20 protein-coding genes are annotated in these 26,333 nt (G+C 44.6%); 14 read left to right on the top strand and 6 right to left on the bottom strand.

Annotated features, from left to right (window positions below):
• Positions 1-486 precede the first annotated feature (486 nt).
• The 4 genes from NST45_RS22990 to thrC all read left to right on the top strand — a co-directional run bounded on the left by NST45_RS22990 (position 487) and on the right by thrC (position 4,780).
• Entirely contained in the window at positions 487-1,452 is a 966-nt protein-coding gene (locus NST45_RS22990; RefSeq protein ID WP_038574125.1) for an alpha/beta hydrolase, read from the top strand.
• Between the two features lie 461 nt (positions 1,453-1,913).
• Positions 1,914-2,063: a hypothetical protein gene (locus NST45_RS22985; protein ID WP_339823947.1), complete on the top strand. Its 150-nt coding sequence runs from the start codon at positions 1,914-1,916 to the stop codon at positions 2,061-2,063.
• Between the two features lie 573 nt (positions 2,064-2,636).
• Positions 2,637-3,140, top strand: coding sequence for a CYTH domain-containing protein (locus NST45_RS22980; RefSeq protein WP_036680734.1), 504 nt, complete (start codon positions 2,637-2,639; stop codon positions 3,138-3,140).
• A 248-nt stretch (positions 3,141-3,388) separates the two neighbouring features.
• Positions 3,389-4,780 carry a threonine synthase gene (gene thrC / locus NST45_RS22975; RefSeq protein ID WP_036680736.1) on the top strand — a complete coding sequence of 464 codons (1,392 nt, stop codon included), beginning with the start codon at positions 3,389-3,391 and terminating at the stop codon, positions 4,778-4,780.
• A gap of 87 nt (positions 4,781-4,867) precedes the next feature.
• Here thrC and NST45_RS22970 read toward each other — a convergent pair whose 3' ends face one another.
• Entirely contained in the window at positions 4,868-6,142 is a 1,275-nt protein-coding gene (locus NST45_RS22970; protein WP_038568822.1) for a helix-turn-helix domain-containing protein, read from the bottom strand.
• Positions 6,143-6,263: 121 nt separating this feature from the next.
• Between NST45_RS22970 and NST45_RS22965 the strand changes: the two genes are divergently transcribed.
• The 6 genes from NST45_RS22965 to NST45_RS22940 all read left to right on the top strand — a co-directional run bounded on the left by NST45_RS22965 (position 6,264) and on the right by NST45_RS22940 (position 14,233).
• Complete coding sequence (locus NST45_RS22965; protein ID WP_036680741.1) at positions 6,264-8,204, top strand: NAD(P)/FAD-dependent oxidoreductase; 1,941 nt, start codon at positions 6,264-6,266, stop codon at positions 8,202-8,204.
• A gap of 29 nt (positions 8,205-8,233) precedes the next feature.
• Positions 8,234-9,046, top strand: a complete 813-nt coding sequence (locus NST45_RS22960; RefSeq protein ID WP_052096788.1) for an acetoacetate decarboxylase family protein — start codon at positions 8,234-8,236, stop codon at positions 9,044-9,046.
• A 77-nt stretch (positions 9,047-9,123) separates the two neighbouring features.
• Complete coding sequence (locus NST45_RS22955) at positions 9,124-9,897, top strand: glucose 1-dehydrogenase (RefSeq protein ID WP_339823941.1); 774 nt, start codon at positions 9,124-9,126, stop codon at positions 9,895-9,897.
• 252 nt (positions 9,898-10,149) lie between these two features.
• A complete protein-coding gene (locus NST45_RS22950) occupies positions 10,150-11,136 on the top strand; it encodes a Gfo/Idh/MocA family oxidoreductase (protein WP_038568824.1) in 987 nt (328 codons plus the stop codon).
• 22 nt (positions 11,137-11,158) lie between these two features.
• A complete protein-coding gene (locus tag NST45_RS22945; protein WP_036680750.1) occupies positions 11,159-12,034 on the top strand; it encodes a radical SAM/SPASM domain-containing protein in 876 nt (291 codons plus the stop codon).
• A gap of 129 nt (positions 12,035-12,163) precedes the next feature.
• Positions 12,164-14,233, top strand: a complete 2,070-nt coding sequence (locus tag NST45_RS22940) for a class I SAM-dependent methyltransferase (RefSeq protein WP_339823938.1) — start codon at positions 12,164-12,166, stop codon at positions 14,231-14,233.
• 98 nt (positions 14,234-14,331) lie between these two features.
• Here the strand turns inward: NST45_RS22940 and NST45_RS22935 are convergent, their stop codons facing one another.
• From NST45_RS22935 to NST45_RS22925, 3 genes are all read right to left on the bottom strand, one after another.
• Positions 14,332-15,141 (bottom strand): hypothetical protein, encoded by an 810-nt coding sequence (locus NST45_RS22935; protein ID WP_036680756.1) that lies wholly within the window; start codon positions 15,139-15,141, stop codon positions 14,332-14,334.
• Between the two features lie 233 nt (positions 15,142-15,374).
• The gene (locus NST45_RS22930; protein ID WP_036680759.1) at positions 15,375-16,262 is read right to left on the bottom strand and encodes a helix-turn-helix transcriptional regulator; all 888 of its coding nucleotides are present in this window, start codon (positions 16,260-16,262) and stop codon (positions 15,375-15,377) included.
• Positions 16,263-16,335: 73 nt separating this feature from the next.
• Positions 16,336-17,226 (bottom strand): AraC family transcriptional regulator, encoded by an 891-nt coding sequence (locus tag NST45_RS22925; protein ID WP_036680763.1) that lies wholly within the window; start codon positions 17,224-17,226, stop codon positions 16,336-16,338.
• A gap of 127 nt (positions 17,227-17,353) precedes the next feature.
• Between NST45_RS22925 and yicI the strand changes: the two genes are divergently transcribed.
• Both yicI and NST45_RS22915 read left to right on the top strand, forming a co-directional pair.
• Positions 17,354-19,675: an alpha-xylosidase gene (gene yicI, locus NST45_RS22920; protein WP_076099535.1), complete on the top strand. Its 2,322-nt coding sequence runs from the start codon at positions 17,354-17,356 to the stop codon at positions 19,673-19,675.
• A 124-nt stretch (positions 19,676-19,799) separates the two neighbouring features.
• The gene (locus NST45_RS22915) at positions 19,800-20,969 is read left to right on the top strand and encodes a GDSL-type esterase/lipase family protein (RefSeq protein WP_076099536.1); all 1,170 of its coding nucleotides are present in this window, start codon (positions 19,800-19,802) and stop codon (positions 20,967-20,969) included.
• Here NST45_RS22915 and NST45_RS22910 read toward each other — a convergent pair whose 3' ends face one another.
• Both NST45_RS22910 and NST45_RS22905 read right to left on the bottom strand, forming a co-directional pair.
• Positions 20,970-22,631 (bottom strand): helix-turn-helix domain-containing protein, encoded by a 1,662-nt coding sequence (locus NST45_RS22910; RefSeq protein WP_339823935.1) that lies wholly within the window; start codon positions 22,629-22,631, stop codon positions 20,970-20,972.
• Entirely contained in the window at positions 22,628-24,448 is a 1,821-nt protein-coding gene (locus NST45_RS22905; RefSeq protein ID WP_339823932.1) for a histidine kinase, read from the bottom strand. Before NST45_RS22905 ends, NST45_RS22910 begins: the two co-directional genes overlap by 4 nt.
• 136 nt (positions 24,449-24,584) lie before the next feature.
• Here NST45_RS22905 and NST45_RS22900 point away from each other — a divergent pair, with 136 nt between their 5' ends.
• Positions 24,585-25,466 carry a sugar ABC transporter permease gene (locus tag NST45_RS22900; protein ID WP_036680772.1) on the top strand — a complete coding sequence of 294 codons (882 nt, stop codon included), beginning with the start codon at positions 24,585-24,587 and terminating at the stop codon, positions 25,464-25,466.
• The gene (locus NST45_RS22895) at positions 25,466-26,299 is read left to right on the top strand and encodes a carbohydrate ABC transporter permease (protein WP_036680774.1); all 834 of its coding nucleotides are present in this window, start codon (positions 25,466-25,468) and stop codon (positions 26,297-26,299) included. The genes NST45_RS22900 and NST45_RS22895 overlap by 1 nt, the downstream gene beginning before the upstream one ends.
• Positions 26,300-26,333: the final 34 nt, after the last annotated feature.

Here is a 26,333-nt window from a genome sequence, read left to right as displayed (position 1 = left end):
CATTAGATAAACAGAAAGCAAACCCCGAGCAAACACGAGCAAGCCATGAGCAAGCTGCGAGCAAGCCATAAGCAAGCTACGAGTAAGACATGAGCAAGCTACGAGCAAGCCATGAGCAAGCTACGAGTAAGCCATGAGCAAGCTACGAGTAAGCCATGAGCAAACACGAGCAAGCCACCAGCAAGCCATGAGCCTAGCTCGTGGTTTGCTTTTTTTGTTGGCAATGACGAATTTGAACCAGCTGAAGCTGCGGATGGCAAGGCAGCCTTGACCGTCTCCGCCTATACACATATATTCCTTATGTTATGACATCCTGTGCAGCTACCTTGCGTAAGACGCTGTAGCTTTTTTACCTGTTCATATTCCGTTCATATTAAGGTCATAGAGAGTACATCTTTATTGGTTAATCTTAGATTAGCAGTTAGTTATGGCAGTCCAATACACAGGTGATGACAGGAGAAGATACGATTGAAAATAAAAGAAGTAATGAAAATGAAGGCGGGCACGAGAACAAGTAAAATACTAAACATACTACTTAAAGTAATAGGAGCAATAATTATCGCAATCCTGCTTTTTCTCGCCATTGTTTATACAGTTAATCTGATCAGCAACAAATCGGAACAGAGTAAAATAGAGCCCTATGGTCAGTTAGTACCTGTTGATGGGAAAAATATGAATGTTTATATTCAAGGAAAAGGTGAAGAAACAGTCGTTCTACTACCGGGTTATGGCACAGCAGCGCCAGCTCTTGATTTTAAATCATTAATAGATGAGCTGTCACCGTTTTACAAAGTCGTCATGATTGAGCCTTTTGGGTATGGATTAAGTGATCTGACCAAAAAGGAGCGCAGCACAGAGAATATTGTAAGTGAAATTCATGAGGCTTTACAGGCTCTTAATATTGACCGTTATATTCTAATGGGCCACTCCATTTCAGGCATTTATGGACTAGATTATGTTAACAAGTATGAAAATGAAGTGAGTGCATTTGTCGGGCTTGATAGTAGTGTTCCATCGATAAGCGAGAGGAAAATCGAAGCTTCGGAATTAAAAACTATAAATCTGCTCAAAAAATCAGGTCTAATCAGATTGCAAATGAAATTCAGTGCTGACCCAATTGCTGAACTACCATTTGATGATAAAACAAAAGAACAAATGAGATTGATCAATCGCAAAAACATATTTAATCCCACCCAATTAAATGAAGCTGGAATGATGTATTCTAATTTTAAATCAGCTGAAAGTTTAACATTTCCTAAAAATCTTCCTCTTATTTTCTTTATACAAGCGAATCAACCAGCAACGGATAGATGGATACCAGAGCATGAAAAGCAAATCAAGGACTCTGTACATGGAAAAATAGTGAAGTTTGAAGAGGGACATTATTTATATCGCACTAAAGCAAAAGAAATCGTAGAAGACTTTCAGGCATTTATGAAAGAAATAAAATAAGTTTGCCGTCGAGCCGAGCGGATTTCAGGATTTCCTCTGATTTTCGTTCGGTTTTTTATTAGTCCGTAAGATATGGGGGAGTGCCACCAGTTAACGATGCTCCATCAATAGGGTTTGGTCTGGGATAAGAATGAGAAGGTGCTGACTGCATATAATGGAGAATTTCCTTGGTTGCTGCTAGGTTCCTAGGTACCCTGCTTCGAATCGGACTCAGGAGTCCTTATTTGCTAGAAAAGAGGTAATTGAGGCTACTTTCGGACCCCAGCGATGCTATTGGCTAATTATCGCAACCGCATGGGGTGTTTTGGAGTAAATAGCTGCACCTGAGTCCGATAGCTTCCCCAAAAAGCGTTTTTTTCGCAAATAGCGGCTATACGGTCCGTAAGTAAATAGGGATTAGGGGTGGTATGAGAGAGTATGAGAAAGTATGAAAAAGTATGGGGGAGTGCCACAAGTTAACGATGTTCCAATCATTATGGTCTGGTCTGGTCTGGGATAAGAATGAGAAGGCGCCGACTCCATTTGATGGAGAGTTCTCTTGGCTGCTGCTAGGTCTAGGTACCCTGCTTCGGATCGGACTCAGGAGTCCTTATTTGCTGAAAAAGAGGTAATTGAGGCTACTTTCGGACTCCAGCGACGCTATTGACTAATTATCGCAACCGCATGGGGTGTTTTGAAGTAAATAGCTGCACCTGAGTCCGATAGCTTCCCCAAAAAGCGTTTTTTTCGCAAATAGCGGCTATACGGTCCGTAAGTAAATGGGTGAGTACGCCAGTGCACACTGACCAACTAATCGAATGGGGAGCCGCCAGTGCACACTGACCAACTAATCGAATGGGTGAGTCCGACCAGTAGCGCGTGACCAACTAATCGAATGGGTGAGTACGCCAGTGCGCGCTGACCAACTAATCGAATAGGTGAGTCCGACCAGTGGCACACTGACCAACTAATCAAATGATGCTTCCCAATGATCGAGGGCTGACTCGCTAATTATCCGTAGTTTCCAGTAATCTATGGTGAGCCCCATCTTCCACAACCTCCATAAATCCCACAATGAGCACCACGGTAGCCTTTTTAAGCTAGAGCATGTCCTATTTCCCTATAATCCACATTGACTTGGGTTTGTCACACCCCTATGATGATTATTAATATAAAATATATGACACGAAGAGGAGCGAAACATCATGGCTTTGGAGATCGAACGCAAGTTTCTGCTGCCGGAATTTCCGGAGCAGCTGATTCAAAAGGGAGAATTGAAGATTGTTACCCGTCATAATATCGATCAGACATATCTGGCGATAGATGGTGGTCAAGAGCTTCGTGTGCGTAAAATTACGGATCTGGACTCAGGTGAGGTAACCTACACGCATACGTTTAAGGATGGCAAAGGGATCAAACGCGAAGAGATCGAATATTTTATCTCAGAGGGTTTATATAATCAGATGATCGAAGCGGTAAATGCGGTAGCTTTGGTCAAAGAGCGAATTACAGCGGTGTGGAATGGCACAACGGTTGAGATCGACGTATATTCCCAGCTGAAATTGTCCGTACTCGAGGTTGAATTTGAATCTCTGGAGGAAGCGGAAAGCTTTAAAGAGCCGGAATGGTTCGGTAAGGATGTTAGTACAGAACGGCAATACAGCAACAAAACAGTCTGGAGAGAGCTGCAAAATAAGACAAAGAATTAACGGACTTTAGCGCGTAAACGTGGTAGTATATAGGGAAAACAAGCAGAAATAGCTTTATCATCCCTAACTAGCTTAAGGATAACGTTTAGGGTGAAACTTATAGTTAATTATAAGAACTTATAAGTGGTGCAACTATAATAGCCTTATATTTCTGCGAGAAACAGTTGTCATCTCTATAGGACGACAACGTTGTTTCTTCTTATCATATATTCTTGTCATATATTAACGAGGGGTTCAGGAGGATGAGCATGAAGTTTATAAGCACAAGAGGTAATGTGGAACCTAAAGGTTTTATTGATACGGTGTTGATGGGACTTGCGGACGACGGTGGGTTGATGGTTCCATCCGAGATTCCAGTGGTTTCAGCAGCAACGTTGGAAGAGTGGAGAAGTCTTAGCTATCAGGAGTTGTTCCTGAAGATTGTTGCCTATTACACCAATGATGAGATTCCTTACGAGGATCTGCAGGAAATGGTCAACACCAGTTATGCCAATTTCCGCACACCTGAAGTAACGCCTATACACCAAGTAAATGATTCTTTATATGTACTTGAATTGTTCCATGGGCCTACTTTTGCTTTCAAGGATGTAGCGCTGCAGTTTATGGGTGAGCTGTATTCATATATTTCCAAAAAACAAAACAAAATCATCCACATCCTCGGTGCAACCTCTGGGGACACTGGAGCGGCGGCTATTCAAGGTGTACGCGGCAAAGAAGGCATCAAGATCTGTATTCTCCATCCACACGGCAAGGTAAGTAAAGTGCAGGAGCTGCAGATGACTACGGTGGACGACAGCAATGTACTGAATCTGTCTGTTCATGGTAACTTTGATGATTGCCAGAAGGTGATTAAGGATCTGTTCGCAGATCTGGACTTTAAAGGTCGGTATCATCTGCGTGCAATCAATTCCATTAACTTTGTACGGATTCTGGCGCAGACTGTTTATTATTTCTATGCATATCTGCATGTTGATGGCAGCAACGAGAAAAAGATTAATATCAGCGTGCCTTCCGGTAACTTCGGTAATATTTTCTCGGGCTATTTGGCTAAGCAAATGGGGCTTCCTATTAACAAGCTAATCATTGCTACGAATGAAAATAATATTTTGGAGCGTTTCGTGAATACTGGCGAATACAAACCAGGTAATTTCACAAGCACTTACAGCCCTTCGATGGATATCCAAGTGGCAAGTAATTTCGAACGGTATCTGTATTATCTGGTAGGCGAGGATTCTGAGAAGTTATCCGCGTATATGTCCAAGCTACAAACCGAAGGCAAGATTACGGTTGAAGGCGAGGCGCTTCAGCAGGTGCAGAAGGATTTTGCAGCGCTGGGTGTGAAGAATGATCAATGCTTGAATACGATCGCTAAGTATCAAAAAGAATATGGCTACCTGCTTGATCCACATACAGCATGTGGAATCGCGGCTTACGAAGCCTTTAATGGCCCGGATGAGATTGGCGTTACCTTTGCGACTGCACATCCAGCTAAGTTCGATGAGGCAATTACTTTGATCGATATTAAGCAGGAATTCCCGGCACAGATTAAAGCATTGTTCGAGATGCCACAACATCAAACCGTAGTGGATCATGACAAGGATGAAATCGTGCGTCAGCTGCAAGCTTTTTACGGATTGTAATATCATATACAGTTCTACTTCACAGCACAGCCCCCGTTCTTGGGATAAGAACGGGGGCTGTTTGTGCGTTTATAGTAGCTTCTAACATTAACGTTGCGGCGTACGGGTCTGCTCCCTAGCTTTTTCACAAAAAGCAGCGACCTTGTAAGAGACATAGTACGCCAGCATTTTTTCAGAATCGGTAAAGTCGGTGTCCAGCAGTCTGCTAATAAGATCGAGCTTATATCTGAGTGTATTCCGGTGAATGTACAGCTCGTCTGATGTAATCTGCATGTTCCGGTTATTTTTGAGATAAACGTAAAAGGTATGATACAGATTGGACTGGTGCACAGCATCGTATTCTTGAAGCTTGAGCAGCTCTGGATGGTAGTAGTTATTATCCTCGTTAAACACAACATCAGCAGAGAGCATCTCATAGAGCTGGATATCTGAGTAGTAAGTCAGCTGCTGCTGCGGGCTGAGAATGGAACCGATCCGAATAGCGTTTCGGGAGTGAAGATAGTGTCTCCTACACTGCGTAAGATTAGTGAATATATTGCTGATGCCAAGCGAGATGCCGGTTTGAGTTAGAAATTCCTGCAGTTGCTTATTTACAAGCTCTTTGGAGAGATTTCCGTCATGGATCATTACAATCTGCCCATCATAATAGGTGGAAGGACTGCCCGGAAAAAGCTGTTGCAAACGTTCTCTTAAATAATCATCATAACGGCCTGAACCCTCATACCAGGTAAGATCGAACAGCAGCACAAGCAGCTGATTTCCGAACTTTAATCCTGCACTCCGCATTCTGTCCTGAATGATCCGGTTGTCCTGAAGCTGTTCCTCTAGCAGTGCGCAGATAAAATCTTCAACTTTTATATTTTTGGCGTTGCGATAGTAGCTGTTTTTGCCCATCTCTTCGGCAAGTATGGTAGCGGTGATGGACAGCAGCTCGTTATCTCTGGCGCGAAAAGGATTTTTGCATCCAAGAAGCAATACATTACCGATTTGTTTGCCGGCTACTTTTATTTTGGAGATCAGTTTAGAGTTTGACGTTTCCTCGCAGGTTACTTCATAAGATTCATCGCTTTGTTTCCCACGCTGGACACTGTTCATTTTACTCACAGCCGCAATGAAGTCGTAAGAGCAATAACCTTTGCGGATATTATCACTCCATATGTAATCGTCGATATCGGAAAGGTCAGAGTGAGCTACAATTTTGAAGCTGCAATCAAATACAATGACGGGATTCTGCAGTAGCTCGGCAGCTGTCTGTACGATAGCTGAAAGGCCTGCACCTGAAATGTATGCAGTAAACAAAGATGCGGTATAATGCTCCATTTCGATTTTACCTGATATTTGCTCATTTAAGGAAACATCCATTCATATCGCCCCCTAGTTCAATAATAGTGCAATATGCACTATAAAGAAGTGATTTTTGGTGCTTGTAAATATATTCACAAAGTATTGGACGCCTTAAACTAAAGGTGGAGGTGCTAAGCAGATGAAATATGAAAAACTGTTTGCAGCAGGTAAAATTGGACGCCTTGAACTTAAGAATAGAATTGTATTGCCGGCTATGGGAACGTCACTGGCCGCGGCCAGTGGTGAAGCATCGGACGAAATGATTGCTTTTTATGAGGAACGTGCCGCGGGTGGCTGTGGTCTAATCATTACGGAAATTACGCGTGTGGATAATGAGACCGGAGTAGGTACACCGAACCAGCTGAATGCAAGTGACTTGCTGTTTGTGCCGCGTCTGGAGAAACTGGCAAGAGCTGTGCACCGTCATGACAGCAAAATATTCCTTCAGCTCCAGCATCCGGGCCGGCAAAATCACGGACGGCTTATTGGAGGCAAACAAATTGTTGCTCCTAGCGCAGTGATGTCTTCAGCGATTGGGGAAATGCCCCGGGAGCTGTCTACTGAAGAGGTAGAAGAGTTAGTTCGTAAATTTGTGTTCGGAGCTTATATAGCTAAAACAGCAGGTATTGATGGCGTGGAGATCCATGGTGCCCACGGCTATCTCGTAGGACAGTTTCTGAGCCCGCTTACCAATCTGAGAACTGATAAATATGGCGGTTCACTGGAAGGTAGAATGTCATTCCTGAACGAAATTGTGCTTGGCATCAAAAAGATCTGTGGCGCAGGATTCCCAGTATCGGTGCGAATCGACGGCGATGAATTTGTCTCAGGTGGGATTACACTGGATGAGGCTATCCAGACTGCGAAACATCTGGAAAGCATCGGAGTGGATTGCATAAATGTAAGCTCCGGCACTTATGAATCATCCAATACGATCATTGAGCCGATATCCTACCCGCAAGGCTGGAAAAAACATCTCTCCGCAGCCATTAAGCAAGCGGTGCAAATTCCAGTGATTGCTTGTGATGTGATCCGTAAGCCTGAATTTGCTGAGAGTCTGCTACAGGAAGGAAACACGGACTTTGTAGCCCTTGGAAGAGCCCAACTGGCCGATCCGGAGTGGGGTAACAAAGCGGCAGCAGGCAAAGAAGCAGAGATCAGAACCTGTATCTCTTGCCTGTACTGTATTCAGGAAGTGATGGAGTGCAAGGTAATCAAGTGTGCTGTCAATGCCAGAGTGGGCCGGGAGCTTGAATTTGCAGAACCAGCAAAAGATGGCGATGGCAAAGTAGTAGCTGTGATCGGCGGGGGTCCAGCAGGTATGGAAGCAGCACGGATTTTGGCGCTCAGAGATTTTAAACCTGTATTGTTCGAAGCCAGAGATGTGCTAGGCGGCAGTGTGGAGCTGGGAAGCCGGCCACCATTGAAGGAGAAGCTGAACTGGTTTATTGATAATATGCAGCATCAGTTAGAGGACCTGGATGTTGATGTCCATCTCTCTACGAAACCTACGCTGGAACAACTGAAGCAACTGAACCCTTATGCGGTATTTGTTGCCGCTGGGGCACAGCCTATAGTGCCTGTTATTCCGGGAGTGAAAAAGGCAGCGGTCTGCACGGTTGTTGACGTACTTAGTGGGTCAGTTGTGATTAAGAACAAGCAGGCTGTGGTCATCGGCTCCGGCATGACAGGGCTGGAAACGGCTGAATATTTAGCCGATATGGGAAATCAGGTCACGGTGGTGGAAATGCAGCCGCGGGTTGGCCCAGACGCCTATCTGCCAAATCTGATCGACATTGTGACTAGGCTGAAAAAGAACGGCGTGGAGCTCTTAGCATCAACCAAGCTGGTAGAAGTGCAGGACGGCGCGATTGTGCTTGAGAATACGTCCACTGGGGAAACTTCGCTGAAAAAGACGGATGCTGTTGTATTATCCATTGGTGTTACACCCGATCGCTCATTCGTTGATGAGCTGAAGCAGGTACTGCCCAATGTGAAGGTAATCGGCGATGCAGGCAAGCCAGGACGAATCGGACAGGCCATTCAATCTGGATTCGAAACGGCATTTGTGCTGAACTAAAGGGTTACTAATCTAAGGAGGGTTCATTCATGGTGAGTTTTGTGAAAAGTTTCGCAGATATGCAGAAATACGGAGGCAAGCCAACCACCTTTTATGATGCAGAGATGCTGACGGTGTATTGGGAGACCAAACCAGAGATTATCGAGCGTTTGTTGCCGAAGCCACTGAAGCCAACAAGCCGGCCGCTGGTAAATGCCTTTATCGCCAATTACCCAGCTACGAACTTTTGTCCACCTTATCGTGAAGCTGGATTGTTCGTTCTAGCAGACTATAACGGACAATTAGGCAACTATTGCCTGTCGATGCCTATTACAAGCGATATCGGGATGGCTATGGGCCGGGAAGTATGTGGGCTGCCTAAGAAAATGGCCGATGTGCGTATGAACACCTCAGAAGCTGGCATTGATGGGGCAATCGGCCGGCATGGCATTGACTTTTTCAACGTAAAAGCCACTATGGATGGACACTTCAATGACAATGGAGCCGAGAAGATTCTGGAGGAATATTACGGCAAAGATATCCCTTTGTATAACATCAAATATGCCAATGCAATTGACGGAAACGGCTTCGATCTGATGCCAACCTTGGTCACACAGCGTTTAGTAAGTGAGGTTAAAGTCTATAAAGCGGCAGAAGCCTCTATCACCTTCCAAGACTCCCCGCATGATCCTTGGAGTGAGCTTGAAGTTGTGAATATGCTGGGCGCGGTTTACACCGTCAGTACAAATGTGCTTGAAAAAGGTAAAATTCTGGAGCCTCTGAATCCAATGGAGTATCTTCCATACTGCTATCTCCGCTGGGACTGGTGGGAGAACAATTTGCAACCTGTTTCCTCAGTATAAGCCTATGTGTTTGAAGTGAGTTTGTACGAAATGAAACCGAAGAAGGATCGGCTAACCAAACATTAGGAGGAATTAGAATGACTAACCTTTTTGATTTGACGGGTAAGACAGCTATTATCGCAGGAGCATCCAGTGGGATCGGGGTACAATTCGCAGAGATGCTTGCTGAGCAAGGAGCAGACATTGCTATTTTGGCTAGAAGATATGACAAGCTTGTAGCAGTTGCCGAGGATATCCGGGCTAAATACCCTGAACGCAGAATAATTCCTATTGAGTGTGATGTAAGAAAAGAGGACCAGATTATTGTGGCTGTTCAAAAGGTTGTGGAAGCCTTTGGAAAAATTGATATTCTGCTGAACAATGCTGGTGTGGTGGATGCGGTTCCGATTGAAGCGCTGGAAGAAGAAGCTTGGGATCGGGTACTGGATACTGATTTAAAGGGCGTTTTCCTGATGTCGAAACATGTGATCCGGCATATGAAGGAACGGAATTACGGTAAAATCGTCAATACAGCCTCAATGTTAGGCCTTACAGCTTCTGCTTCGGTTCCTACGCATTCTTACAATGCTGCTAAAGGTGGAGTGATCCATCTGACAAGAGGGGTGGCGGCGACTTATGCTAAGCATGGGATTACTGTTAATGCGATTGGACCAAGCTTGTTCAAAACTGAAATGACTGAGAATACGTTATTTGCAGAAAAAGCGCTAAAAATGTACAACGCAGTGTGTCCGATGGGGCGCCCTGGTAATCCGGGAGAATTAAACGGCGCCGTGCTCTACTTTGCTTCAGATGCTTCCAGCTACACTACAGGTCAGACTTTGTTTGTAGATGGCGGCTGGACGATTATATAGAGTTCATCTGGGTCCGTAAGTTCAGGCAATAGTTGTAACTCCAAAAAAAGGGTATCTCAAAAGCCATGAAAGGGTGGCTGGGATACGCCTTTTTTTTGCATTGTACGATGAAAGATGCTCCGCCAGTAACAAGGGAATTGCTGAATTTATCAGAAATTGTCGTTAATTTGCCTTAAAAAGTAGACATGACTACCTATGAGTGAGAAAATAGCATGTAGAGTTAGTAATAACTAAAAAGGACGGGATAACATCATGACAATTCGTTTCGGGGTCATTGGAACAAACTTTATTACAGACCGCTTCGTGCAAGCCGGCTTGGAGAATGAGGAGTTTATCCTGACAGCCGTGTACTCTCGCACAATGGAGAAAGGTCAGGCCTTTGCTGCTAAATATGCGGGAGCTACAATTTATACGAATCTGGAAGATATGGTGAAAAGCAAAGATGTAGATGCTATATATATTGCCAGCCCAAATTCTATGCATGCAGAGCAAGCGATTATGTGCTTAAATCACGGCAAGCATGTGCTCTGCGAGAAACCGGCTGCATCCAACAGTACAGAGCTTAAAGCTATGATTGAAGCTGCGCGCACAAATGATGTGCTGCTGGTAGAGGCGATGAAATCGACCTTTATGCCGAACTTTGGAGTGATTCGGGATAATTTGTATAAACTCGGCCAAGTTCGCCGTTATTTTGCAAGTTATTGTAAGTACTCCTCTAGATATGATGCCTACCGGCAGGGGACTGTGCTAAATGCGTTTAATCCCGCTTTTTCCAATGGCTCGTTAATGGATCTTGGTGTGTACTGTTTGTATCCAATGGTAGTGCTCTTTGGCAAGCCACAATCAGTACAGGCAGTGGGTGTCATGCTCTCCTCAGGTGTGGATGGTGAAGGAAGCCTCATTATGAAATATGACGATATGGATGCGGTAGTTATGCACTCCAAAATTTCCGACTCCTATCTGCCAGCTGAGATTCATGGAGAGAACGGTACGATGGTGATCGACAAGATCAATGAGCCTTATCAGGTGAAAATTTACTATCGTGATGGTACAGTTGAGGAGCTTACGTTGCCTCAAGTGTTTGAACCTATGTATTATGAGGTTGAGGAATTCATCAACTTAATTAAGAATGGTGAACGGGAGAGCAGAATTAATACTCATGAGAACTCCATGGCCGCAGCAGAGATTATGGAGGAAGCCAGAGCACAGATCGGTCTCCGCTATGCCTCAGATTTATAATAAATAGAATGGGGAGCAGGACTTGAAGACTTTTAAAAAGGTTTATATTGAGATAACAAGCGTCTGCAACCTCGCCTGCAGCTTTTGTCCACAAACCGCCCGGACGAAAAATTTCATGAAGTTGGATACGTTTAATACGATATTGGATGAAATTAAACCACACAGCAATCATATTTATCTTCACGTCAAAGGGGAGCCGTTGCTGCATCCCAAGATAGGTGAACTGCTGGATGCTGCTCATGCCAAAGGGTTCAAGGTTAATATTACAACTAATGGCACGTTAATTCATAAAGCCGGACCTAAAATTCTTGGTAAGCCCGCACTGCGTCAGATGAACTTTTCTCTGCACAGCTTTGATGGGCATGAAGGGTCAGAGAACCGTGAAGGCTATCTTTCAGAGATAATTTCTTTTGTACGGGAAGCCTCTGCGCAAGGGGTCATTATTTCTTTCCGCTTGTGGAATTTGACGGAGGATAATCTGACGAATCTGGAAAGAAACCGTAACCGTGAAACCCTCGCCCTGCTGGAGGAAGCCTTCAACTTGGATTTCAAGATCGAAGAAAAGGTTGTGCCTGGCAGTGGTGTCAAGATTGCCCCGCGCGTCTACCTTAATCAGGATCATGAGTTCCGTTGGCCAGCGCTAAATGAGCCGGAAGATGACGGAAAAGGGTTCTGTCATGCCCTGCGGAGCCAAGCGGCGATTCTTGTGGATGGCACTGTTGTGCCATGCTGTCTGGATGGTGAAGGAGTAATTAACCTAGGCAACATCCATGAGACTCCGTTCTCAGAGATTGTGGAGGGGGAGCGGGCGAACAATTTATTCTATGGCTTCTCACGTAGAGAAGCGGTGGAGGAGCTATGCCGCAAATGTGGGTATCGGCAGCGGTTCGGAACCTAATGACTGGAATGCAAACAGAACCGGGACATGGCTATTTCATGAATCCTGGTTCTGTTTTTTAATTAACGGGATTGTATATATATAATAATAGGTCTTTATAGTCTCCACTTTGGAGCGAAGGAGGAGCATATGCTGAAATCACTGGAAGCCATCGCCTTATACCGTGAAGGTGTGCAAGATCATTTGGAGGATAACCTTTGGCTGAAGCTTATTGTCCAAGCGGAGGAGCAGATAGTAAATTTGGAACGTGTGGAATCTCTGGAGGAGCTGGATCGCAGGAATCCCGTACTGGATTATGTGGAACGTAGCTTGCAGATTCTGGACCAACTCCCCCGTTCTATTTGGATAAAAGAGCTGGTGGAAGAAACGTTAATTTGGTCAGAAACGGCTAAGGGAGGTACAGCAAAGGAGCGGCTGGTTTGGCAGGAGGAAGGGATTAATTGTTTTGTACATAATTTAGGTTCCGCACAGTTATATGAGAGATATTTAGGGAGGGCTGTCTCCGAGAAAGGTGCGATGATTCAGCGGCTAATTGAAACTCATGGACTCATAGGACAGCAAATTCGCGGAGAAGTGCCGCCGGAAGTCAATAAGCCACTCCATGATATAGTGGAAGATCAGCTGCTGACCGCGGAGGAACTGGAACGCCTGCTGACCGTGCTCAATCATTGCATCATCGGAGCTGTGTCTCCCGAGTTATGGCAGAATGTGCAGCATGAAGTGAAGCAGCTTATTGAGCTGATTTCTTCAGGCAATCTTGCTAGTCCTATGCCGATGAAGGAACGACTGCGCAGAATGCGGCTGGGACCGATCTCTAGAGGAGAGGATTTCACTACGGAATGGGCTAAGCTGACGCAGGAAGGCTTCCATGCTGAACGGTTGGAGTCATTAAGTAAGATCACCTTCTGGTATGTAGAATCTGCACTACAGACCTTTTCGCTGGAGCAATTTCTGAAGGTGATGGTGCTTGCTGCCCAGAAGGCGCAGAATGAATCCTTAAGCCATATCAGCTTCGAACATGTCATGAACAGCATTTACTACGATTACAAGGGTGTTAAGAAGACCAACATTTATAAGAAGCGGATTATCGAAAAATATTTAGCGGAGCTTACATGGAAGGATATCGAGCAAGGGACTTTGCCTGCTGAGAACCCTCACCTACTCTTGCGGCAATATTCTAAGGAACATCTGCCAGACACGGTATTTTTTCAATTCCAATTCTCGGCAGCGGCTGAGAAGCTGATCGAATTCTGTATGGAAGCAGAAAAATCACCCTTGTATGAACGTGCTGTATTGCTGTTATTCGACCTATTCGAGCTGCGCAGGGACGCTTTCGACCGTTTTCATAATGAAGATACCTACTTAAGCCAAATGAATAATACAGCAGATTATAAAGCCGTAATTCTGGATCATGTCACTGGACAAAAAGTGCTGGATATCGGTCCGGGCGGCGGTGTGTTGCTGGATTTACTGGAAGAGCGTATGCCTGAGGTTACTCCTATCGGCATTGATATCTCAAGCAATGTAGTGGAAGCCTTGCGGCAACGCAAGCAGCGGGAAGGTCGCCAGTGGGAGGTGCTGCAGGGAGATGCGTTGAACCTTAAAGATTTCGTGGAGGCTGGAACGGTGGACACGGTAATCTTCTCTTCGATTTTGCATGAGCTATATTCTTATGTGCCGCTAAATGGTAATAAGTTCAATCACGACACCGTCTCCGCAGCTCTGCGAAGTGCCTTTGATGTATTGTCAGCTGGCGGGGTTATCATTATCCGCGATGGGATCATGACCGAACCTGCATCATTGCTGCGGAGAGTTCACTTTTTGGAAGAGGACGGTCTGATGTGGCTGGAGCGTTATGCGAAGGATTTTGCTGGACGTCAGATTCAGTTTCAAAGATTAGGGGAACAAGAAGTGCTCATGCCCGTTAATGATGCCATGGAATTTTTATATACGTATACCTGGGGGGAAGAGGCTTATATTCATGAAGTCCAAGAACAATTTGGTTATTTCACCCCTACGGAGTTTGCCTCATTTATTGAACAGATTTTAGGAAAGCCGGCGAAGCTTGAGATCTTCCGGCATTACCTGCAAGAAGGTTATACCGAAGCTTTGCGTGATAGAGTAAGGTTCATGGATGAGAGCGGACAGGAAGTGGCGCTGCCGGACAGCACCTGCTTTATTGTGATTCGGAAGGAATAGCCGAAGAATAACATTAGCTGCATCTAAAAAAGCAATCGGCAGACCCTCTGATGCGAAGGAGATCCGATTGCTTTTTTATATAGAGAATCTTGCCCTTGTTAGATTAGTATTTCTAGCTGCGACTTATCAGATTCTTCGGCTAAACGTTGAATTTCTTGATAGGTAGCTAATTGTTCTGTCCGCTCATTGGTATTCTCTTCAGAAGGTTTAATTTCTGTTGAACCTGCTTTATCGATCTGATCTTTAATTTTATCTCCCGTGTCTTTCATGGCATCGCCTAACGTTTCGTTCATTTCCGATAGTTTAGTTTCGATTTTGGATAACTGCTCCCGTTTGGCTGTTGCAGAATGAGTAGAACGAGCCTCATCCAGCTCTATTTCCTTGGTCAGAACTTTAGCCTCGCCACGCATCTTAGTGTGGGTAGAAGAAACTACCTCCATTTGGCTAACATCTTGGCTTACAGAAACAAGCGTATTTAATCTTTCGTTTTGTATCTCTTGCTCGGTTTTAGGTTCATCCGATTGATTTTCTTTTTGAGCATTTTCTAAGTTCTTTTGTTGCTCTTCGAAGCTGTATTTTGCAATTTGTTGGTCAATCGTTTGGAGCTGCTTGTCGAACTCCTTAAGTTGATCTTGAATAGATTCGAGATTATGCGAACTTTTGGTAGTTCTTTCAATCAGACTGTTCTTACTGTCGATGATACTTTGTTTTTGTTTAAGCAGGGAGTTAACCATTCCGTCCATTTTGGATTGATTTTGAAAAGCGGCCTTTGCAGATTTACTTATTGATAATTTGTCTCCATTACCATTAGTATTGCTGTTTGATTTCATGGTTTTATCGTTAGTTTGGTGACTAACAGATACATTAAACCTCGTTCCCATAGATGAGGTCATATTCGTTATGTGCATGGTTCTTTATCCTCCTACGACGATAAGATCTATCTATAATATATCGGCAAATCAGCAGTAATACTTAATAAGGTGAGCTGTTAGCCGCAGCGCTGGTTGATGGATACTTAACGGCTTCTTTGTCCTAATTATCCTGGAATGTTATTCGTTTGCAGCGTGTCTAAAGATTTGATTAGCCTATCTGAACAAAGCCCGGAAGAGGAAGCTGTTTTCGATTCCAGGCTTTTTCATGTCTATTTTCCAGTGAATTTTTGTCGGAAATGAGAGGGAGAGATGCCTTCTTTTTTGGAGAAGCAGGAAGAGTAGTAAGTAATATGATGGAAGCCAACCTCTTCAGCAATGCGGGCGATGGACCAGGAAGTCTGAATTAACAGCCGTTTGGATTGTTCTAGACGATAGGACAGGAGATAGGCCATAGGGGTCACACCATATATTTTCAGCATGTTTTTGGCGAGATAGTTGGGATGATAGTTAAGTTCTTTTTGAAGTAAGGAGTTAGTTATATCACGAGTATAATTTTGCCGAATGAACAATTCAATCTTCTCGGCGAGATGAATGGCGGTTGCATCTGATGCCTCGGCGAGATCGCGGTCCAAGAATTGCAGAAACTGTTGAAAGGAGGCTTGGCGCTTCCAGTTGCGCATCGATTGGGGTTCTTGTTCCAGATGGAAAAAGAACTCTAATACCTCCATTGCCTTCTCTGAAATTTTCATATACTTCGGAATAAAAATCGAGCATACATCGCAGTGATTTAAATAAGCTTTTTGTTTATGGCTCTCGATGAGCTCGCTCTGATTTTCCAGACATTCGTTCATATCCTGACACTCGATCCAGCTGCCGAAAGTCTGAAAATGAATCCAGATGATTTCTGTTTCGATAGGACAGGGGGCAAAGCCATAGTGATGGGCATCTGGTCGAAGGATGAGGAATTCTCCTTCCTTTAGCTCCCAGTGCACCTCGTTCTCGGCGATAGGCAACGTACCCTTTTTAACAATGATTAGATCAAATACGCCGATGCAATTACGACTGATATGATAGTCTCCAGCATTGTAGTGAGCACGGCCACAGTCTATGAAATAAGGAATAGGCGGTGTGATAAAGCTAAGAATCGGTGAGTTCATCGCGAGCCTCCAAAAGGTTGTAATTCCTAAAAATCAGGTTGGAATCCATCGTTTTTGCATGAAGTAGATGAAACTAGCCCGCACCTTTCCTAAACTCCGAAGGCGAGCATTTCATCGCTTTGCGGAAAACCTTTATAAAATAGCTTACATTATCAAATCCGACCTCGAATGCGATGTCGGATATTTTTCTTTCACTTTGCTGCAGCAGATCGGCAGCCTGGCGAATCCGGTAAGAGTTGATGTAATCGACTGGCGTTTTACGAGTCATCATTTTGAAGAAGCGGCAGAATTGCCCCTCGCTCATGGGAATAAGCTCTGATAGATCACGGGTACGGATCGGTTCCTGATAGTTATCTTGGATATAAAGGATCACCTTTTTAAGGCGGTTAATCTTGGTAGTATCTGCATCATCCGATTGGCTGCGGTTCTCAAATCGGCCCTCTGCGGTAATCTTGGAAAGCATGATTAGCAAAGTTCCTTTCATAAAGGTCTCAAATCCGGGCATTTTATTAGCGTATGCCTCCATCATTTGCTTCAGATGATGAAGCAGCTCCTGCTGCCAAGGGATAGCGGGTGTAATATGTCTCGGAAAGCTTTGGCGTTTCTCTTGCAGTGGCAAAATCGCGTTTTGCTGGATCGTATCGTACTGGGCGCTAGCCAAAAGATCAGGCAGAAATACAAGCGCACAGAATTTGCAGGGGGTGTCTTCGTTCAGCACATAGGCGGCGTGTATATCGCCAGATTCGATAAATACCGCTTCTCCAGCTCGGAGTGGAAAATATTCTGTGTCTACTTGGAACAGAATTTCTCCTTCTAGTAGCATAAAGAACTCCGCTTCTTCATGCCAATGTGTATCAAGTACATGCGTTCCGGATGGAAGCTCGATCCAATAAGCTGCGAGTGGAAACATACTATCTCCATGAACTCTGTTTTCTTTTAGCAAACTCTGAGTTGTACGGTCCATATAAACGCCTCTTTTCTTAAAAAACATCAAAATAGTGTTATAAATGAGCTATATAGTATTAGTTTTGTTCATTTTTTATCGGTATAATGCAACTATAAACACCAAATTGAAAGGTGGCAAGTACACAATGAAATTTACTGATGGTCTCTGGCTGGTTCGTGATGGTATCACGATTAACGGCGCAGTTCAAAATTATGTTGTAGAAAAGACTCCCGAAGGATTAACAGCAATTACACAAACGACTCCAATCACAGGGCGCGCAGCAACGCTGAATTCAACCCTGCTTACTGTAAAATTCCATTCCCCGCTTCCAGGCGTGGTAGGCATTAAAATTATTCATCATGATGGTGTACAGGAACGTGGTCCGGTTTTCGAACTGACTAAAGGTACTGGCGATCATGTGAAGATTGAAGAAACGGATCTCGAAACCGTGCTGATCAGCGGCGGACTTCGTGTAGTGATTCGCAAAGGCGAACAATGGGCGGTGGATTTCTATCGCGGCGAAGAACGTATTACAGGCAGTGGCTTTAAATCCATGGCTTACATCACCGACCAAGACGGCAACACGTACATGCGTGATGAGCTAGATCTCGGCGTAGGCGAATTCGTATATGGTCTGGGCGAACGTTTTACAGCTTTCGTGAAAAATGGACAAACCGTAGATATCTGGAACAAAGACGGCGGTACTAGCTCCGAGCAAGCTTACAAAAACATTCCTTTCTATGTATCAAGCAAAGGTTATGGAGTATTCGTTAATCATCCGGAATTGGTTTCCTATGAAATCGCTTCAGAAAAAGTGAAAAAGGCCCAATTCAGCGTAGCTGGAGAAAGCTTGGAATATTTCGTGATCGATGGACCTACCATTAAAGACGTTATTAGCAACTATACTGCTCTTACAGGTAAACCAGCGCTTCCACCAGCATGGACTTTTGGATTGTGGCTGACAACTTCGTTTACTACCAACTATGATGAAGAAACTGTAAATTCCTTCGTAGAAGGTATGGCAGAACGTGATCTGCCGCTGCATGTATTCCACTTTGACTGCTTCTGGATGCGTGAGTATCAATGGACTGATTTTGAATGGGATAAACGTGTATTCCCAGATCCAGAGGGCATGCTGAAACGCCTGAAGGAAAAAGGCCTGAAGATCTGCGTATGGATCAACTCCTATATTGGCCAACGTTCACGCTTGTTTGAAGAAGGCAAGAAAAACGGATACTTGATCAAAAAGCCTAACGGCGACGTTTATCAATGTGACCTGTGGCAAGCGGGTATGGGACTGGTGGATTTCACTAACCCTGCGGCTTGTGAATGGTATGCCGGCTACCTGCGTGATTTGGTAGATATGGGCGTAGACAGCTTTAAGACAGACTTCGGTGAGCGGATTCCTACAGATGTAGTTTATTTCGACGGATCTGATCCGATGAAAATGCACAATTACTACACTCAACTGTACAACAAAGTTGTATTTGAAGTATTGGAAGAGAAGCTTGGCAAGAATGAGGCAGCATTGTTCGCACGTTCTGCAACTGCTGGCGGCCAACAGTTCCCAGTTCACTGGGGCGGAGATTGCTACGCAGATTATGAATCCATGGCAGAAAGCCTTCGTGGCGGTTTGTCCCTAGGTTTGTCCGGTTTCGGTTTCTGGAGTCACGATATCGGTGGTTTCGAGAACACTGCTCCGGCACATGTATTCAAACGCTGGTTAGCTTTTGGACTGTTGTCCAGCCACAGCCGTCTGCACGGCAGCACTTCGTATCGTGTACCTTGGGCGTACGATGATGAAGCTTGTGATGTTACCCGCTTCTTCACGAAGCTTAAATGCAGCTTGATGCCTTACCTGTATGATGTGGCTGGCCAGGCTGCAGAGCATGGCTGGGCTTCTATGCGGGCGATGGTTATGGAATTCCCGGAAGATCCAACATGCGAAGTGCTCGATCGCCAATACATGCTGGGTGATTCCTTGCTCGTAGCGCCTATTTTCCAAGAAAACGGCGAAGTGAAATACTATCTGCCAGCGGGTCGCTGGACACACCTGCTATCTGGTGAAACTGTACAAGGCGGATCATGGCGCAAAGAGAAATATGATTTCTTCAGCTTGCCACTGTTCGTTCGTCAGAACTCCTTGCTGGCAATCGGCAGCATCGACAACAAACCCGATTATGACTTTGCGGATGGCGTGAAATTTGGCCTGTATTCACTTGAAGAAGGTACTACTACTTCTGCAACCGTACGTGATCTTAAAGGTGCTCCTGAATTGACTGTGAAGGCTGCCCGCAAAGGCAACAGCGTAACAGTTACTGCAGAAGGCAGCGGTAAAGAATTCTCGCTTTCCCTTAAAGATCTGGGAGCTATCGCTTCCGTAGAAGGTGCAGAGCAAGTAGATGAGACTACAGTGAAAGTAAACGCAGGTGCAAAATCCGTATCGTTTACCATTACACTGAAATAAGATGATTTCTTAAAGCATATTGATATAGCCATAACCTCTCTTGTAGACTGGGTGAACGATCTATTCCCTGGTCTGTAGGAGAGGTTTTAGTGTTACAATCTTAACTAATAACGGGGGAAACGTTATGAATACTAATTTAATTAAGGGAAGTGGAGTTTTGAATCAGACGGACTATACCTCTGCTACGGTTCTTTCAACCGCCGCTAATTTTATTATGAATAGGCAAGAACCTTTTACACATACCTTCCGGACTTATATTCGGTTACGGGAAAACGGCCCGTTGCAGCTAAAATTTTGGCATAGCAATGCAGTGGATTCCACTTGGGACCAAGGGCTTGAAGCTTCGGGTAGTGAACCTGGGGGCAGTTGGGTGATCGAATCGGCTTTTATCGCTGATGGAGGAACTGAGCCAAACGGAGCTATTATTGAGCATACACAACATGCTGTCACCTTTGAAGGCAATGTCTCCAAACCAGTAGCGGCCGGTGAATGCTTCTGGAGTGATGAGACAAGCATTAATCTACCCGATGGCCATTACTTAGCTTTTACATGGACGATTAAGACAACCGCTGCGGGCAAATCCATTCCTTTCAATGTAGAAGGCATGCTGGCAACCGCTTATGATGCGCCCGGAAATCTGGCTGCACAGGAATCAGCCGATGGATTTACAGAATCCGACAAGCTTCTGGTACTGCCAAGCTATATCGGGTATAAGAAAGCTGTGAATAAGAAGCTAGTATTTTTGGGAGATTCGATTACTCAAGGTGTGCGGACATTAAAGGACGGATACGAATATTGGGCAGCGAGAATTGCGGATGGTCTTGGTGCAGAGATTGGCGTATGGAATCTCGGCTCAGGCTGGGCTAGAGCGTATGATGTGGCTGCGGATGGCCCTTGGCTTCACAAAGCTAAACAGAGTGATGAACTGATGATTGTCCTCGGCGTAAATGATATTGATATTGGCTGCCGCTCTGCAGATGAGTTACTTGGTGATCTGACAACTATTATTGCTAAGATCAAAACAGCAAATGCTGATGCTAGTATTATTCTAAGTACGGTGCCGCCGTTTAATTTTCAGGAGGCAAGAGAAGAAACTTGGCGTAGAGTGAATCATGAAATCCTGACTAACCCACCCGCTGGAGTAGACCGTGTGTTTGATATAGCAAGCCTATTATCGTTGCCTGCACCAGACGATCACCGGATCAGACCGGAATATATGAGTGGACAAGACGACCCGCATCCGAACGGCATAGCCGGTAAGACGGTTGCGGACGCCTTTTTAAACTGGTATTGATCAACTCTTAAATGTGTCCCGGTAGTCCTTAGGTGAAGATCCGACCTGCTTCTTAAACACTTTGCTGAAATATTTAACATCATGAAAACCGACCATTTCGGAGATTTGGGTCAGCTTCAGACGAGGATTCTGCAATAGCAGCTTAGCTTTATCTATTCGGATATTAACAATAAAGTCGGAAAAGTTAATACCGTATTCCTGTTTGAATCGGCGGGAAATATATTCACGGCTAACAAAAAACTTTCCGGCCACTTCCTGTAAGGACAGGTCGGAAGCATAATTAAGCTCGATATATTTGACGATATCATGCATCGGATTACGTTCTTTAGCTTGTTTCAGGGCGATTACTTCGGCCAGCTCCTGCATTAGGGTATACGACCAGTCACGCCAAGCGAATAAGGAGAACGAGTAACCGTTCGTATAAGGAGCTGGGTGAAGCTGGTCGGCCTGTTCAAGCTCGGCCAGTGCACCTTCAGCTTCAGGGCCTAACATTTCCCGTACCAGCTGGGAACGAAATAGTAGAGCATCATTTTTCCATGAGTTTAGGATTTCTGGTGTCACAACTCCGCCTCGGCTAAGCTCATCCACCCAGTGCTGCGCAGCTGTTGATAATATCTCTGGACTTCCGCTGATGACTGCCATTTTCCAATCTTCCTTGACGTCAGCAAAGTTCGTTGCTGATATATTACCGCGAACCTCTGCTTTGGCGATCTCTTTACGATCTCTGAATTCTTCGGAGGAAGAGGAGAAATGGCAGTAATCCTCATGAATTAATAAGTTTCGGCGCTGTAATGCCTCTGCCACCTCTGCACGCTGATAAGGTAACTGCTTAGGTAAGCTGCCGATGCTGCTGATTCCAAAATGCATTCGGACCTGCAAGGTAGAGTAGATGCCATGATTGATTCTGCCTATTAGCTCGACCACAGAGGTCTGAATATCCCACAGAATAATTGCAATCTCCGGAGGACCTCCCCAATAACGAAAAGCAACACCCTTATGCGGACTGTGCAAAAATTCATTACAAATGTTGACGATAGCGTAGTTCATTAACTCGGTGTCTCCGCCAAAACGTTTAATCAACGGATTGTTACCCGCATCTGTCTGCACCAATATTAACCGAGCGGAATGGATGTTTTCCGGAATGATACCATCACTGCATAACCTCCGCAAAGATAAATCAGAATTGATCGGATCATCAATTAGTGCGGATAATAGCTTTTCCCCATAAATGGGCTTGAACTCATTAAGCTGAATACTCTGTTTCTGCCGCTCGCTTCGGTCATCTTCTTCTGAGCGCCAGGCTGCAACTGCTTTAGCTACCGCTACATTGATTGCCTCGGCTTCGATGGGCTTCAGGATATAATCAATCCCTCCATGCCGCACAGTCTGACGTACGAACTCAAAATCATTATGTCCGCTGACTACAATAAACTTAGTGTTGCCGGCGAATTCGTTCACCCAGGTCATTAACTCTATCCCGTTACCTGATTCCATCATCATATCCATAATGACTAATGCTGGTTTAGCCTGCCGGATGATCTCGATGGCTTCATTTCCATTTCCGGCTTCCAGAATTTCATCGATTTGATGGGCTTCCCAGTCGACAAGCAGTCTGACTGCCTTTCTAACTCTTGCCTCGTCATCAACAATCAACGCCTTCATATCTTTTCACGCTCCGCTATAATTTCAATTTCCAATTTCACTACTACTCCGCCTGCTCTAAGGTTATCAACAGTTAAAGTGGCGCTATCTCCGCACACAAACTTGAGTCGAGCCAGAACGTTCGGCAGACCAATACCTGATCCTGAAGTCTCCTTGGTTTGCTCTGTGTTTCTTAATAAATCTATATCTGTTCTAGTAGGATGCTGTAGCTTCTGCTTTAAAAGATCTAACTTCGCTGAAGGAATCGCATTTCCGTTATTTTGGATACAAATTTCCATCCGGTTGTCATCCACTTTTGCTGCGGTGATTTCAATGAATCCGTCACTGCGGGAAAGATTAAAGCCGTGTTTGAAATAATTTTCAACAATAGGCTGTAAAATCATTTTCGGCATAAACGTCTCTAAAAGTGATTCCTCCATATCGTAGCGGAAACTGAACTTATTTTCAAAACGTTCCTTTTGCAGTTCAATGTAGGCTTTGACATGATCCAGCTCATCCTTAACAGTTACGATCTTCTCCTCATTGTACATGCTGTAGCGCATCATTTTGGCTAGAGCTGAAAGAAGTGAGTAAATTTGGGGCACTTTAAGCTCTAAGGCCAGCGTGCCAATGATTTGCAACGTGTTATTCAGAAAATGCGGGTTGATTTGTGCTTGCAGTGCCCGCAGTTCATTGGTTTTATTGGACAATTCCAGCTTGTACTCCCTTAGGATCAGGTTGTTGATCGTGTCCATCATACTGCGGAATCGCTCGGTAACCACGCCAATCTCATCTTTGCCCATAGGTTGAATATCAACATCAAGATTACCGGTCTGCACCTGATTCATGTAACGAGTCAACTGCTTGATCGGGGCTGTGATTCGAAAAGAGATCAGAGTCGTTAAGGTGGCAATTGTAATTAATAGTAGAACAAGGAGGATTATATTGATCGCTGCCGCCTCGTTGGCTTCCCGGAAGAGATAGGACGTAGGAATCTGCTTCACGAGGGTCCAATTTAAACCTTGGGTTTCGATTCTCTGGTAAATAAACACAGCATCTTCCTCTTCAAAATACCCTTGGGAGCTTTGATTGGTAGCGATTTGCTTGTTGTACCAGGAGGCATGTAGACGCTTGCCGTATTCCTCACTGTTGCTTCCGTATACAATCTTGCCATCGCCATCCAGCAGCCAAATGTTTTCCTGTTTCTGATCATATAACTGACTGACGATGTCGGTAAGAGCCGTTAGCTTAACATCGATCGACAGGAAGCCGATTGGAGTGGTAGTTGGAATCCTTTCAATTCGTCTATGCAATGTGAACACAGGCTCCGGTATGAGTTGCGGGATAGGTGAAGTTAGGCCGTAGCTGTGACTTATATGTGTACTTTGTATAACCACAGGAGAACTGCTAGTGATATCTGAGTCGGCATAGGGAGGAATACCCTGCCAACGTTTGGGTGTATTCTGGGTGAGCAAAGTGGCTTTTCTATCCTTGGCACCGTACAGATACACCTGGGATATATCTGGCATGGATGAAGAAATGTAATTTAGAGAAGAATAAATTCGTGTATTTGCTGCCATATCCTCATATCCCGCTTCGAGCAGTCTGTAGAAATCTGAATCTGAATAAACGATAAGGGAGAGACGATTGATCTCCTGAATCAGACTTTCGATGTTTCTATTGCCTTGAAAGAGGAGGTTCGTATTCTCGTCTACTGCCCTTGTTCTTAGGGATTGAGTGCTATAGTGATAGCTAATAAACATGGTGGCCATAATACAAATTAACGTTGGCAGTAGGATAAAAACGATCAATTTTGTGCGAATCGTGTTGCATTTCATCGAAATTTGTCACATCCGATCAATATTTTACACCTGAAAGATCACTTTAGTAGGTGTGAGGTACCCTGAAAAAAACAGATAATATGTGTATAAAGCATAAACAAGTAAGTGAGCAAAAGAAAGGGGGGGGCAATAAATGCGCGGCACTAAGTTGTCCCAGTTAGGTCAACAGCTTTTTTTCGTTGGTCCGGCAGTTTTGTTTTTTACCTTAATAACGATTATTCCATTTTTGATGGGGATGTATTACTCTTTCACAGATTGGAACGGTGTATCCGGTAATGTAAGTTGGGTCGGATTTCAAAACTTTTCCACTATTTTCTCAAATGACCCTGACTTCTGGTCTTCCTTTTGGTTTACGGTAAGATTTACGGTGTTAGGTGTGATTTTGACTAACGTGGTAGGCTTCTTCTTGGCTTATCTGTTAACTAAACCTTTAAAGACACGTAACATGCTTCGGACCATTTTCTTTATGCCGAACGTGATCGGGGGATTGTTGCTTGGTTTCATCTGGCAATTTATCTTCATCAAAGGGTTCGCCACTATGGGCGACCTGACGGGATGGTCCTTCTTTAATCTTCCTTGGCTCGGTGATGCCACAACAGGATTTTGGGCGATTGTAATGGTCTTTGTTTGGCAGTCTTCCGGTTATCTAATGGTTATCTACATTGCTTCGTTGAGTAACGTATCTAAAGAAGTCCTAGAAGCGGCTGATATTGATGGGGCTTCCCGTTGGCAGGTGCTACGCAATATCGTAGTTCCACTAATTATGCCTGCTGTAACTATCGGATTATTCTTGGCCATTTCCTGGTCATTCAAAATGTTTGACCTTAACTTGTCCTTGACGAAGGGCGGACCGTTCAAATCGACAGAATCCGTTGCTATGAATATTTACAATGAAGCCTTCCTGAACAATCGTTACGGGCTGGGTACTGCAAAAGCGCTGCTGTTCTTTGTAATTGTAGCCATCATTACTCTGATTCAGGTCCGTATCACGAAGAGCAAGGAGGTTGAAGCGTAATGAAACCTACAGAAAAAAAGAGATGGAATATTGGCACGGAAGTGATAATGATCCTCCTGGCCCTGCTCTTTCTCTCTCCATTCTATTTCTTGCTCGCAAACTCGGTGAAATCCTTCGGTGAAATTCTGAGTGATGCGGCAAGCTGGCCAAAAGTATTTATGTGGTCGAACTATTCAACCGCCTGGAAATTAGCCCGTTTCGGTGAAGCATTCCGAAACTCGGTTATTATCACAGTGATCAGTGTTATTCTAATCTCTCTGTTCAGTGCGATGGCATCCTATCGTATGGTTCGGGCGAATACGAAATTCAATCAGTTCTTGCTGCTTATATTTGTAGCGGCAATGGTAGTTCCGTTTCAAACGATCATGATTCCAATTCTGAAGGTCGTAAATGTTATTGGAGTAAACAACTCTTTCCTTGGTTTGATTATCACGAATCTAGGGATCAGTGTTCCGATGGCGATCTTCCTGTTCCACGGCTTTATCAAGTCCGTTCCTCTTGAAATTGAAGAGGCGGCTACAGTAGATGGATGTAATCCTATTACCGTGTTCTTCCGTATTGTGCTTCCTTTGCTGAAGCCAATGGTGATGACAACAATCGTGCTAAACGCACTTGGAATATGGAATGACTATCTGTTGCCATCCTTGATTCTTCAGGCACCAGAGCTTCGGACCATTCCACTGGCGACTTTCTCCTTCTTTGGTCAATACACCAAACAATGGGATATGGCACTTCCGGCTCTCGTAATCGGGGTCGCACCAATTATCATTTTCTACCTGTTTATGCAACGTTACATTGTTGAGGGAATAGCGGCTGGCTCGGTGAAAGGTTAACACCGAGCCCTCCGTTCCAAATATTTTTTAAGCA

This window comes from Paenibacillus sp. FSL R7-0163, from assembly GCF_037969975.1.
In the GTDB taxonomy this organism is placed as follows: domain Bacteria; phylum Bacillota; class Bacilli; order Paenibacillales; family Paenibacillaceae; genus Paenibacillus_AQ; species Paenibacillus_AQ odorifer.
The sequence above is the reverse complement of the archived record's forward strand: the minus strand, read 5'-3'. Positions and strand labels throughout refer to the sequence as shown.